Origin of the sequence: Saccharothrix luteola (assembly GCF_020859565.1) — a bacterium.
Lineage (GTDB): Bacteria > Actinomycetota > Actinomycetes > Mycobacteriales > Pseudonocardiaceae > Actinosynnema > Actinosynnema luteola.
This window is the reverse complement of the sequence record NZ_JAJHUO010000018.1, coordinates 23,235-35,880: the sequence shown is the minus strand read 5'-3', so window position 1 is coordinate 35,880 and position 12,646 is coordinate 23,235. Positions and strand designations below refer to the sequence as shown.

Genomic DNA, 12,646 nt, shown 5'->3' with positions numbered 1-12,646 from the left:
CAGATCGGGTGGCAAACCCCCGGCCCCTGCTGTCGCTCGTGCCGACGTCCTCCGTACGGTGTGCGGCATGGCGTTCGACGTCGCCCGGGTCCGTGGGCTGTTCCCCGCGCTCGGCGACGGCTGGGTTCACCTGGACGCTCCTGCGGGGATGCAAGTACCCGAACAGGTGGCCACGGCCGTCTCCACCGCGCTGCGCGCACCCGTCTCCGGGCCGGGTGGCATCTTCCCCGCCTCGCAACGCGCCGAGGCCATCGTCGACGCGGCCAGGCGCGCGGTGGCCGACCTCGTGGGCGCCGACCCGGCGGGCGTCGTGCTCGGCCCGAGCTCCGCGGTGCTGCTGCAACGGCTCGCCGACGCGCTGTCCGAGGGCTGGTTCCTCGGCGACGAGGTCGTGGTGTCGCGGCTGGACCACCCGGGCAACATCGCGCCGTGGCAGCGGGCCGCGCAGCGCACCGGCAGCGTGGTGCGGTGGGCCGAGGTCGACATCGAGACGTGCGAGCTGCCCGCCTGGCAGTACGACGACCTGGTCACGCCCAAGTGCAAGCTGGTCGCGGTGACGGCCGCGTCCGGTTCCGTCGGGACCCGCCCGGACCTGCGCAAGATCGCCGAGGCCGCCCGCCGCACGGACGCGCTGGTCGTCGTGGACGCCTCCTCGGCCGCGCCCTTCGTGCCGCTCGACATCACGTCGATGGACGCCGACGTGGTGGCGGTGTCGGCGCACAACTGGGGCGGGCCGCCGGTCGGCGCGCTGGTGTTCCGCGACCCGTCGATGCTCGACCTGCTGCCGTCGGTCGCCGTCGAGCCTGGCGCGCGGGGTCCCGAACGCCTGGAACTGGGCCCGCACGCCTACCCGCTGCTGGCCGGCCTGGTCGCGTCCGTCGAGTACCTGGCCGGTCTGGACGACGCCTCGGTGGGCCCGCGACGCGAGCGCGTGCTCACGTCGTTGAGCTCCGTGAAGGCGTACCAGGCCGGACTTCTGGCTAATCTCATCAACGAACTGCGATCGCTCCGTCACGTCATGGTGATCGGCGACGCCATGCGGCGGGTGCCCGCGCTGGCGTTCACGGTGGCCGGCGTGAAGGCGACCGACGGCGTCGAGCACCTGTCCGAGCGCGGCGTGTGCGCGTTCGCCGACTCGGGGCAGCACGGCGTGTTCTCGGTGCTGGGCGTCGGCGAGGTCGGCGGTGCGATCCGCGTCGGCCTGGCGCACTACACGAACGCGGTGGAAGTGGACGAGCTCGTGCGGGCGGTCGCCGAGCTCGGCTGAGGTCGGGTGGCGCTGAGACCGGGGGGCTGGGTGGACGACCTGCTGTCACGGGAGCTCGCCGACCTCGCCGCACTGCACCGGCTGGCGCCCCTGATGTCGGAGTACCTGCCCAACACGGCTCACGAGCTGCGCCCCGCCGCGCTCGCGGCCGTGGTGGACGAGGTGCTGCTCGGTTCGCGGACCGTGCTGGTGGAGTGTGGGTGCGGCGCGTCGTCGGTGGTGCTGGCCAGGTTGCTCGCGCGGCGCGGGTTCGGGCACTTGCTGTCGGTCGAGCACGACGAGCGCACGGCCGCTTTCGTGGCCAGCCAGTTGCGGCGGGAGGGGTTGGGGCACGTCGCTCGGGTCGTGCACGCGCCTTTGACGCCTCACCCGGCGGCGCTCGGGAACGCGCAGTGGTACCACCCCCAGCTCGTGCACGACGAGGTGTCGGCGTACGTGGAGCGGTACGGGCTGGTGGACTTGCTGCTGGTGGACGGCCCGTTGTTGGGGGATGCGCGGTACCCGGCGCTGCCCGTGCTGCGGGGGGTGCTCGCTCCCGGCGCGGCGGTGCTGGTGGATGACGCCGAACGGCCCGGTGAGCAGACCGTGCTGGTGCGGTGGGCCGAGGAGTTCGCGCTGCGGTTCCGGACGACGCCTCGGACTTTCTTGGCTACGGCGACGGCGTTGGACTGAGTCGCGGCGGCGAGAAGTGTTGAGCGCGGTGGTGAGAGTTGAAAGATTAAAAGCTTAAAAGCATGTCCTCGCCGGACGGGCAGATCAGCAGGATGACCCCAACTACCGCTGGATGTTGCGGGTCCGTTGTTGGTCCGGGTTTCGTGTCATCCCACCGACCTCCCTCCGGGCTACCACACGCGTCAAGGGGGCGGTTCCAGCCCAGTGTTCCTGTTGGGGTGGAAGGTGCCCCCTTGACCCGTGCGGTAGGGCTCTGCCAGGTCGGCGGGATGACACGAAGCCCTCCTTTTCGGGAAGAACCTGCCAGTGGACGGGAGCAGCGGGCCCGGCGCGGGTCGTGTGGATCGGTGTGGCTATGGGCTGGGTGCCGGCTTTCGCTTTCCCAAACGAGGGGTTCGTGTCATCCCGCCGACCTGGCTTTGCCCTACCGCGCGTGTCAAGGGGGCTGTGCGTCCCTTGCCTGCCCGTTCACTGATGTCGGCCCCCTTGATACGTGTGGTAGCCCGGAGGGAGGTCGGTGGGATGACACGGGCCCCGGACCAACAACGGACCCGGAGCCTGACCACCCGACCCCGTCATCCTGCTGATCTGCCCGTCCGGCGAGGACGCTTTTAATCTTTTGAAGCATCCGCGCTCCGACGAACCAAACGAACCAAACGAACCAAACGAACGAAACGAACCAAACGGATCAAACGGTCAGCACCAGCTTGCCGAATACCGCGCCGCCCTCCAAAGCCCGGTGGGCATCGGCGGCGCGTTCGATCGGCAGCACGTCGTGCACGATGGGCTTGACGCGACCCGAAGCGACGAGCGGCCACAAGTGCTCACGCACCTCGGCCACGACGCGGCCCTTGCCGCTCGGCCCGTCAACAGGTCGGAACCGCAAACCCGTCGCGGTCACGCTCGCGCGCTTCGACAGCAGCTTGCCGATGTTGAGCTCGCCCTTCACCCCGCCCTGCATCCCGATGATCACCAGTCGGCCGTCCGGGGCGAGGACGTCCACGTTGCGGCCCAGGTAGGCCGCGCCCATGTTGTCCAGCACCACGTCCGCCCGCCCGACCTCGGCCACGAAGTCCTGCTCGCGGTAGTTCACCAGGACGTCCGCGCCCAGCTCGGCGCACCGCCGCAACCGCTCCGCCGACCCGGCCGTGACGGCCACGCGCGCGCCCAGCGCCTTGGCGACCTGGATGGCGTGCGTGCCGATGCCGCCCGCACCACCGTGCACGAGGAACGTCTCACCGCTCCGGAGGCCGGCGACGATCACCACGTTCGACCACACCGTGCACGCCACCTCGGGCAGCGAAGCCGCCGTCACCAGGTCGACGCCCGCCGGCAGCGGCAGGAGTTGGGCGGCGGGGACGACGACCCGCTCCGCGTAGCCACCACCGGCCAGCAGCGCGCACACCTCGTCGCCGACCTGCCAGTCGGTGACGCCGTCGCCGAGCGCCGCGACCGTGCCCGAGCACTCCAGCCCCAGGACGTCCGACGTGCCCTTCGGCGGCGGGTAGTGGCCCTGGCGTTGCAGCAGGTCGGCCCGGTTCACGGCGGTCGCGGCCACGTCCAGCAGCACCTCGCCGGGCCCCGGTTCGGGGTCCCGAACCTCCGTCCACGCCAGCACGTCCGGACCGCCTGGTTCACGAATGGTGATCGCGCGCATGGCCCGAAGGTAATCCGGTCGCACGCCGCACGCGCGATCGCCACCATCGACGGGCATGGACCACTGGCCGTTCCGCAACCTGGTGCTGCGCACGCCGCGCCTCGAACTGCGCCCCGACGACGACGAGAGCCTGACCGAGCTCGCGGACCTGGCGCTCGACGGCGTCCACCCGCCCGATCGGATGCCGTTCGGCGTGGAGTGGACCGACGCGCCGCGCGAGCGGCTCGGCATCAACACCCTCCAGCACTACTGGCGCGTGCGCTCGACGCTCTCGACGCAGCGGTGGACGCTGAACTTCGTGGTGCGCCTGGACGGCCGCGTGGTGGGCGAGCAGTCGCTCGGCGCCGACGACTTCCCGGTCCTGCGCGAGGTCACCAGCGGCTCGTGGATCGGGCTGCGGCACCAGGGGCACGGCATCGGCACCGAGATGCGGGCTGCCGTGCTGGCGTTCGCGTTCGACCACCTCGGCGCGGTGGCGGCGCGGTCGAGCGCCTTCGACGACAACCTCGCCTCGCACGGCGTGAGCCGCAAGCTCGGCTACCGGCCGGACGGCACGTTCACGCAGGTCAGGCGGGGCGAGCCGGCTCAGCAGACCCGCCTGCTGGTCACCCCGGCCACGTTCCGGCGGCCGGACTGGACCCTGGCGGTGACCGGCGTCACGCCGTGCTTGCCCCTGCTCACAGGGCGCTAACCCACCGAGTGACGGATTGCGCTCGCCCCGGCGACTTGTGAGGGTTCGGCATCCGAGTGAAGGGGAACTCGATCATGTCAGCTAGAACCGGGATTCGACGCGCGGCGATCCTCGCGGCGTCCGCGTCCCTCGCACTGGTCGCCGTTCCGGCCGTCAACGCCGCGTCGGCTTCGACGCTCGACGGGCCGAGGTTGGCCAAGAACCTGACCAAGAACGTCACCGCGGACGGGATCAACCGCCACCTGATCGCCTTCCAGCGCATCGCCGACCGCAACGGCGGCAACCGCGCGGCGGGCACGTCCGGCTACGACGCCAGCGTCGAGTACGTGGCGGGCAAGCTGCGCGGTGCGGGCTTCGACGTGACCACCCCGGAGTTCACCTACCCGGTGCAGATCACCGACGCCGCGATCGCGAAGGTCGGCTCGACGACCTACGAGAACATCCCGCTCGAGTTCTCACCGCAGACGCCCGTCGGCGGCGTCACCGGCCCGCTGCGGGTCGTGCCGGAGGACGCGACCCCGGGCTGCGAGGCGACCGACTTCGCCGGGCAGGACTTCACCGGCGGCATCGCCCTGATCCGCCGCGGCTCGTGCACGTTCGACGTCAAGCACCGCAACGCCGCCGCCGCGGGCGCCATCGCGGTGATCATCTCCAACAACCGCGAGGGCACGCTGGCGGGCGTCACGCTCGGCGCGCCGGGTCTCGTGCCCACCGGTGGCGTCACCCAGGCCGACGGCAACGCGCTCGCCCAGCTCGGCGGCCAGGCCGTGACCGTCGACCTGCGCTACCACGAGGAGGACCGCGTCTCGCGCAACGTGATCGCGCAGACGAAGACCGGCCGCGCGGACAACGTCGTGATGGCGGGCGCCCACCTCGACAGCGTCGAGAACGGCGCGGGCATCAACGACAACGGCACCGGTTCCGCGGGCCTGCTGGAGACCGCGCTGAAGCTCGGCGGCTCGCCGAAGGTGAACAACGCGGTCCGCTTCGGCTGGTGGGGCGCGGAGGAGCTCGGCCTGGTCGGCTCGACGAAGTACGTGCAGGGGCTGACGTTCGAGCAGCAGCTCGACATCGCGCTGTACCTGAACTTCGACATGATCGGCTCGCCCAACGCGGCGTACTTCGTCTACGACGGCGACAACTCCGACGGTGTCGGCGCGGGCGCGGGCCCGTACGGCTCGGCCCAGATCGAGCAGGCGTTCGTGGAGTACCTGACGGTCGAGAAGGGCGTGCAGACCGAGGGCACCGACTTCACCGGCCGCTCGGACTACGGCGAGTTCATCCTGCAGGGCATCCCGGCCGGTGGTCTGTTCACGGGCGCCGAGGGGATCAAGACCGAGGCGCAGGCGGCGAAGTGGGGTGGCACGGCCGGTGTCGCCTACGACCCGAACTACCACGGCTCCGGTGACAACCTGGGCAACGTGGACCGCGTCGCCCTCGACCGCAACGCCGACGCGTTGGCGTGGGTGACGGCGTCGTACGCGATCAGCACGGAGAGCGTGAACGGCGTGCCGGCGCGGTCGGAGCGCGCTGCGGCGCGTGCGGCGTCGATGCGTTCGCTGCACGTGGAGGAGCACCACCACTCGCACGCAGACGTGGCGTAGGTCACGGCGGAACGAGTAACGGAGACCGGTCTCCCCCACGGGAGGCCGGTCTCTTTTCGTCCACCCAGGAGTGTCCACAAAGGATAGACGGGTGCGGTGGTGATCGACGTCGGTTAGGTTGCCGCCACCCGAATCCATCACTCAGGGGGGCTGGTCTTGACTCTCTCGAAGCGCGTGGTCGCGCGAAGATCCCTTGCCTTCGTCGCGGCGCTCGCGGTCACCGCGACCCTGTCCGCCGCCGCCCGGGCCCAGGGCCCGGGGACGTCGCCGGTCGCGGCCGAGCCCGTTCTCACGACCTCCAGCCCCGACACGCCGTCGGTCCAGGCCCGGCCCGCCGCCACCGAGCCGACCGGATCGCAGCAAGCAGCCGCGCCCGCAGCCTCCTCGCCGACGGCCGCCGCCGCGAAGCTCGCGATCTCGGCCACCGTCGGCGCGGGCCCGTACCTGGTCGGCGAGCAGATCCCGGTCGAGGTGACCCTCTCCAACACCGGCGACGCCGACGCCACCGGCGTGAAGGCCGACGGGTACTCGAGCGCCGGGTCCACCTTCCTCATCCAGTCCTCCGAGTGGGGCGACTTGGCCCTTTCCGGCCCCGGCGTCACCCTCCCCGCCGGGGGTCAGCGCGTCGTCACCGTCCGCGGCGAGGTCCAGGGCTGGAGCGGGGCCCCGGTGGCGAAGTTCTCCATCTGGCAGGGCAACGCCTCGGTCACCGACGTCAAGCTGCCGCTCCCGGTCCGCGACCCGAACTCCGCCGCGGACACCCTGGCCGGCCTCGTCTACGGCGACCGCAACGGCAACGGCGCGCCGGACGCCGGCGAGGCCCTCCAGGGCGTCCGGGTGACCGTGACCACGAACGGCCCGCCGTGGACGAGGCCGGAAGCGACCACCGGCGCCGACGGCCGGTTCCGGTTCGCGGACCTCCCGGTGCAGGTCTACGGGCTGTACACGGACAACGCGCCGGACGGCTGGGTCATCGAGCCGAAGAACTCGTACGTCGCGGTGGACGGGAGCGGCTCGGCCGCGAACCTGCTGCTGCGCGGTCAGCGCCCGCTGACCGACCACCTGTCCGCGGCCATGCGGTTCACGCAGGACGTCTACCGGGTCGGAGACCGGGCCGAGGTCGCGGTGACGCTGACCAACACCGGCACCGCGGACCTGACCGGGATCAAGGCCGACTGCCAGCGCGCCAACGACGGAGGGCCCGAGCTGCGCGACCTCGCCCTCGGCGACCTGGGTTGGGGCACGTCGGGCGTGACGGTGCCCGCGGGCCAGTCCCGGGCCTTCACCATCAGCGGCACCGTCTCAGAGGTGGCGGCCGAGTACGGCGCGGTGGACCACCTGTGCGAGTTCGGTCCCGGTGAGAGCCGCCGCGAGGGTGTCCCACGGGCCTACGCCCTGGCCAAGGTGCCCGGCCCGGCCGTGACGTCCCGCATGGCCTTCTACCACGACCGCGACGGCGACCTGATCGGCGAGCCGGACGAGATGCTCGGCGGCCTGGCGGTCATCCTGAGGGACGCGGTCACCGGCGAGGTCGCGGCCGAGGGCCGGACCGACGCGGGCGGCCACGTGCACTTCGAGAACCTGCCTTCCGGGCCGTACACGGTGCGCGTCTACGGCGCGTGGAAAAGCGGGGACGCCGGTGTCGTGTTCGCGGGCACCTGCCACAACTGCCAGGCCGAGCGCTGGGTCGACCTCGTGCCCGCCCCGGACGTGACGAACACGCGTCGTACCGGCGGGTGACCCGACGGGCCGCCTGACCTGGTGATCCGGTCCCTGTCCCGCCCGGCGGGACAGGGACCGGGGGCCACGCGCGGTGACCGGGTGGACCGCGGCGAACCCCACGGTGGTGGTGTAAGGGGTCTCAGCGTCGGCTACCGTACGACCGTGGACAAGACTGACGGTCAGGACTACACCGACCGGCTCGCGCGCCTGCAGAACCTGCCCTGGAAGCGTGTGCTGAACGTCCAGGCCCCGTACCGGTGGAACGTGCGCCGCATCTTCGGCGAGCGGGAGGTGCTCGACGTCGGCTGCGGCATCGGGCGCAACCTCAAGCACCTGGAGCCCAACGGCGTCGGCGTCGACCACAACCCCCACTCCGTGCAGACCTGCCGGGACATGGGGCTGACGGCGTTCACCACGGACGAGTTCTTCGACACCGAGTACGCCAAGCCCGGCCGCTTCGGCGGCATCCTGGCCGCGCACCTGGTCGAGCACATGCCGCGCCCGGAAGCCGTGGAGATCCTGCGCGGCTACGTCGACTTCCTCGCGCCCGGCGGCCTGCTGGTGCTCATCTGCCCGCAGGAGCGCGGCTACGCGTCGGACCCCACCCACGTGGCGTTCACCGACCTCGACGGCCTCGCGGACGTGACCTCCCAGCTCGGGCTGGTCGAGCGCGACCGCATGTCCTTCCCGTTCCCCAGGGCGGCCGGGAAAGTGTTCACGTACAACGAATTCGTGCACGTCGCGGTGAAGCCCGAGAACTGAGAACCTGACCGCATTTCACTTTCGGCTGTCGTACCCCTGAGGTAGTGTCCGCCCCGTTCGGTCGAGTCGGGGGCTCGTCCCACAGGGGGGTCGCGCTGTGCGCTGCCGACGTCCGCGTGTCTCTGTCACGGACTGGCTGGTAGACCGACGCCTTCCATTCACCTTGCAGTCAGGAAAGAGGATCATGCGTCGTTCCGCAGCGCTGCTGGTCGCCACCGCGGCGACCGCTGCAGTGGTCGCGGTCGCGGCTCCGGCCACCGCCGAGCCCGCGTCCGTCCACAATGGAGACCAGGTGGGTCGCGCCGAGCTGTCGCTCGACCGCGCCGGCCGTTCCGCCCGCCCGTACGGCACGAAGGCGACCGAGGCCGGCGGTCAGGACGCCTCCGCCGAGGAGTACCTGGGCACGCGGTTCATCCCGACCCCGCCGAGACGGATCCTGGACACCCGCACCGGCCTCGGCCGGGGCGGCAGCACCGCGCCCGTCGGCCAGGCCGGCCGGATCGAGGTGCCCGTCACCGACCTGCCCGCGTACACCCTCGCGGTCGTGCTGAACGTGACCGGCACGTCGCCCACCGCGAACACCTACGTGACCGTGTGGGACGGCGGCGCCGACTCCCCGCGGCCGGGCGTGTCGACGCTGAACCTGGTGCCCGGCCAGACCCGCGCCAACTCGGTCACCACCTGGGTGTCGATCGACAACACGATCAACCTCTACAACAACGCGGGCAGCACCCACCTGATCGCGGACGTCGCGGGCTACTACGTCTACGACAACCCGGGCGCGGCGGTCACCCCCGGCCGGTACTTCGCCGCCGGCCCGACCCGCGTGTACGACTCCCGCAACACCGGCGGCGCGTTCTACGCCGGCGAGTCCCGTGCGGTCAACTTCAGCTCCTACGGCGTGCCCTCGGGCGCGACGGCCGTGTCGCTGAACGTCACCGGTGTCGACGCGACCGCGAGCACCTACGTGACCGCGTGGCCGTCGGGCACGTCCCGGCCGACCGCGTCGAGCCTCAACGTCGACCCGAACACCGCCACGCCCAACGGCGTGACCGTCGCGCTGGGCTCCGACCGCAAGATCAACCTGTACAACAACGCGGGCTTCCTGCACCTGATCGTGGACATCACCGGGTACTACCTGCCCACCGAGAACGGTGGCGCGGACTTCTACCCGGTCACCCCCGGTCGCGCGTTCGACACCCGCGAGGACTCGGGCCCGATCTGGCCGGCCGAGTCGCTGACGCTGCTCTACCTGGACGACGAGCTGGCCGCGGGCAACAGCCTGCTGCTCAACCTCACCGGCACCGAGCCGACCGAGAACACCTACGTCACGCCGTTCCCGGCGGGCGAGAGCCGGCCCGGCACCTCGGCGCTGAACCTGGCGCCCGGCCAGACCGCGCCGAACATGGCCACGGTCCGCCTCGGCAGCGCGTGGGACGACATCAGCGGCGTGTACCGCCCGGCGCACTCGTTCTACAACAACGCCGGCTACACGCACCTGGTCATCGACGTGTTCGGCATCTTCGCCTGATCACGGCGCCCGCCGGGTGAGCACCCGGCACGGCGGTAGGACGTGCGAGGTCCCGGCCACCGGGGCCTCGCACGTCCGTCTTCCGGGGTGACCCGGTCGGCGAGCGACTGCCCGCCGCCGACGCCCGTCGGCTAGGCTCCTGCACCGGGGTAGCGTGCCCGAGCGGCCTAAGGGACACGTCTTGAAAACGTGCGAGGGTTGATCCCCTCCGTGGGTTCAAATCCCACCGCTACCGCGCTCCACGCGCCCTCACGCCCCTCACCGGGCGTGGGGGCGCTGCCGCGTGACGCCGGCGTCAGCCGTCCACGTCCCGCAGGTGGGTGATGATCCGGTCGAAGACCTTCGCCACCACCTCCTGCTCGTCGCGCGACAGCAGGTCGATCATGTGCTCGCGCACGCCCTCGACGTGGGTCGGCGCGGACGTCTCCAGCAGCGCCATGCCCTCGTCGGTCAGCTCGGCGAACACGCCGCGACCGTCCTCGGGGCACTCCCGCCTGCGCAGCAGCCCTTCCCGCTCCATCCGCGCCACCTGGTGCGACACCCGGCTCTTGGACGACGCCACCTCGTCCGCGAGCTGCGACATCCGCATCCGCAGCCCCGGCCGCTCCGACAGGCGCACGAGCACCTCGTAGTCGGCCAACGACACGCCGTGCCCGTCCTGCAGCTCGCGGTGCAGGCGGTCGGCGAGCATCGCGGCCCCGACCACGTAGTTGCGCCAGGCGCGCATCTCCCCATCGTCGAGCCAACGCGGCTCCTGCTCAGTCACCCCACAAGGTTAGGCCGCACATATCCGTTAACGGACGATCCACCGCCATGTCTGGTGCCGGTCAGCTCCGCCAGGCAAACTCCTGCGCCGTACCGCGCCCTCCTACCGGGGCGCCGCAGGGAGGAACCCACCCCATGACCTCGTTCAGACGCACCGCGCAGCGCTCCGCCGCGCTCGCGGTCACCGCGGCGGCCGCGCTGGCGGTCACGCTGGTGCAGAACCCCGCGACGGCCGACAAGGACGACCGGCCGGCGCGCACCGTCGACGTCCGCCTGATCGGCATCAACGACCTGCACGGCAACATCGAGCCGCCCTCGGGCTCCTCGGGCCGCGTCACGCTGTCGGACGGCACGCAGGTCGAAGCGGGTGGCGCCGCCTTCAACGCGACCCACATCCGCAACCTCCAGGCCGAGGTGCGCAACTCGGTGATCGTCGGCCAGGGCGACCTGATCGGCGCGTCCCCGATCGTGTCGGCGCTGTTCCACGACGAGCCGACGATCGAGGTCCTCAACCGGTTCGGCATGGACACGACCGCGGCGGGCAACCACGAGTTCGACGAGGGCTACCAGGAGCTGCTGCGCATGCAGCGCGGCGGGTGCCACCCGGTCGACGGCTGCCAGTTCCGCGAGACCTACGAGGGCGCGGACTTCCCGATCCTCGGCGCGAACGTGACGCTGGCCAAGAACGACCGGCCCGCGCTGCCGCCGTTCTGGGTGGAGTTCCGCGACGGCGTCCCGATCGGGTTCATCGGCATGCCGCTGAAGGACGTGCCGATCCTGGTCGACCCGAACGGGATCAAGGAGCTGGCGTTCGGCGACGAGGTCGCCGCCGCGAACCGGTACGCCGACCTCCTGAACTGGCTCGGCGTGAAGTCGATCGTGCTGCTGATCCACCAGGGCGACAGCACCTCGGGCGGCGGCCCGAACGACTGCCGCACGGTCCCGAGCGGCCCCGGCCGCAGCATCGCCGAGCGGGTCAGCCCGAAGATCGACGCGATCTTCTCCGGTCACAGCCACCAGCACTACAACTGCACGGTCACCGACCCGGCGGGCAACCCGCGCCCGTTCATCGAGGGCCTGGCGTTCGGCCGCGAGCTGTCCGTGGTCGACCTCAAGATCGACAAGCGGACCCGCGAGGTCGTCCGCTCGGCGACGGTCGCCCGCAACCACGTGGTGACCAAGGACGTCACCCCGGACGCCGAGGTGCAGGCGATCATCGACCTGGCCAAGTCGAAGTCCGGCCCGATCGCGAACCGCCCGATCGGCACCATCGCCCAGGACATCCTGCGCGCGCAGAACCCGGCGGGCGAGTCCGCGCTCGGCAACCTGATCGCCGACTCCCAGCTGGCCGCCACCGCGGGCAACGGCGCGGTGCTCGCGCTGATGAACCCGGGCGGCGTGCGCGCCGACCTCACGCACGCCTCCTCGCCCGCGGGCGAGGGCAACGGCGTGGTGACCTACGGCGAGGCGTTCACCGTGCAGCCGTTCGGCAACATCCTGCAGACGGTCACGCTGACCGGCGCGCAGCTCAAGGCGGCGCTGGAGCAGCAGTGGCAGATCGTCAACGGCGCCCAGCGGCAGATCGTGCTGCAGCCGTCGAAGGGCCTGACCTACACGTGGTCGGCGTCCGCGCCGATCGGGTCGAAGGTGTCGGACATCGTCCTCAACGGGACGCCGCTGGACCCGGCCGCGAGCTACCGGGTCACGATCAACAGCTTCCTGCAGGGCGGCGGTGACGGCTTCAGCGCGTTCACCGCGGGCACGGAGATCACCGGTGGCGGCATCGACCTGGACGGCTTCACGGCCTACCTGACCGCCAACCCGAACACCGCCCCGCCCGCGCTCGGCCGCATCACCACGACCCCGTGACGCACGCGCTGTGAGCGGGCGCCCGCTGCCCGCTCACAGCGCGCGACCACCGTCCTACCGAGCCGGATGAATCTCATTTCACCAGTTCAGGGGCTTCTCCTCGAGT

At 71.4% G+C, this 12,646-nt stretch carries 10 protein-coding genes and 1 tRNA gene; 9 read left to right on the top strand and 2 right to left on the bottom strand.

Annotated elements, in window-relative coordinates:
• Positions 1-67: 67 nt before the first annotated feature.
• Positions 68-1,267, top strand: coding sequence for a cysteine desulfurase-like protein (locus LNK82_RS24505; RefSeq protein ID WP_230569339.1), 1,200 nt, complete (start codon positions 68-70; stop codon positions 1,265-1,267).
• Between the two features lie 6 nt (positions 1,268-1,273).
• A complete protein-coding gene (locus tag LNK82_RS24500; RefSeq protein WP_230569338.1) occupies positions 1,274-1,939 on the top strand; it encodes a class I SAM-dependent methyltransferase in 666 nt (221 codons plus the stop codon).
• A gap of 688 nt (positions 1,940-2,627) precedes the next feature.
• Here the strand turns inward: LNK82_RS24500 and LNK82_RS24495 are convergent.
• On the bottom strand, positions 2,628-3,596 hold the full coding sequence (locus LNK82_RS24495) for an NAD(P)H-quinone oxidoreductase (protein WP_230569337.1): 969 nt from the start codon (positions 3,594-3,596) through the stop codon (positions 2,628-2,630).
• Positions 3,597-3,651: 55 nt separating this feature from the next.
• On the opposite strand from LNK82_RS24495, the gene LNK82_RS24490 reads away from it, so the two are divergent.
• The 6 genes from LNK82_RS24490 (at position 3,652) to LNK82_RS24465 (ending at position 10,141) form a co-directional block, all read left to right on the top strand.
• A complete protein-coding gene (locus LNK82_RS24490) occupies positions 3,652-4,287 on the top strand; it encodes a GNAT family N-acetyltransferase (RefSeq protein ID WP_230569336.1) in 636 nt (211 codons plus the stop codon).
• Positions 4,288-4,361: 74 nt separating this feature from the next.
• On the top strand, positions 4,362-5,891 hold the full coding sequence (locus tag LNK82_RS24485; protein ID WP_230569335.1) for a M28 family metallopeptidase: 1,530 nt from the start codon (positions 4,362-4,364) through the stop codon (positions 5,889-5,891).
• Positions 5,892-6,047: 156 nt separating this feature from the next.
• Positions 6,048-7,631 carry a hypothetical protein gene (locus tag LNK82_RS24480; protein ID WP_230569334.1) on the top strand — a complete coding sequence of 528 codons (1,584 nt, stop codon included), beginning with the start codon at positions 6,048-6,050 and terminating at the stop codon, positions 7,629-7,631.
• A 144-nt stretch (positions 7,632-7,775) separates the two neighbouring features.
• Positions 7,776-8,375, top strand: coding sequence for a class I SAM-dependent methyltransferase (locus LNK82_RS24475; RefSeq protein WP_230569333.1), 600 nt, complete (start codon positions 7,776-7,778; stop codon positions 8,373-8,375).
• Between the two features lie 184 nt (positions 8,376-8,559).
• A complete protein-coding gene (locus LNK82_RS24470) occupies positions 8,560-9,906 on the top strand; it encodes a hypothetical protein (RefSeq protein ID WP_230569332.1) in 1,347 nt (448 codons plus the stop codon).
• 148 nt (positions 9,907-10,054) lie between these two features.
• Positions 10,055-10,141: transfer RNA gene (locus LNK82_RS24465), tRNA-Ser, on the top strand.
• Between the two features lie 60 nt (positions 10,142-10,201).
• Here LNK82_RS24465 and LNK82_RS24460 read toward each other — a convergent pair.
• Positions 10,202-10,672 carry a MarR family winged helix-turn-helix transcriptional regulator gene (locus LNK82_RS24460; RefSeq protein WP_230569331.1) on the bottom strand — a complete coding sequence of 157 codons (471 nt, stop codon included), beginning with the start codon at positions 10,670-10,672 and terminating at the stop codon, positions 10,202-10,204.
• Between the two features lie 134 nt (positions 10,673-10,806).
• Between LNK82_RS24460 and LNK82_RS24455 the strand changes: the two genes are divergently transcribed.
• Positions 10,807-12,540 (top strand): bifunctional metallophosphatase/5'-nucleotidase, encoded by a 1,734-nt coding sequence (locus tag LNK82_RS24455; RefSeq protein ID WP_230569330.1) that lies wholly within the window; start codon positions 10,807-10,809, stop codon positions 12,538-12,540.
• The last annotated feature ends 106 nt before the right edge of the window (positions 12,541-12,646 follow it).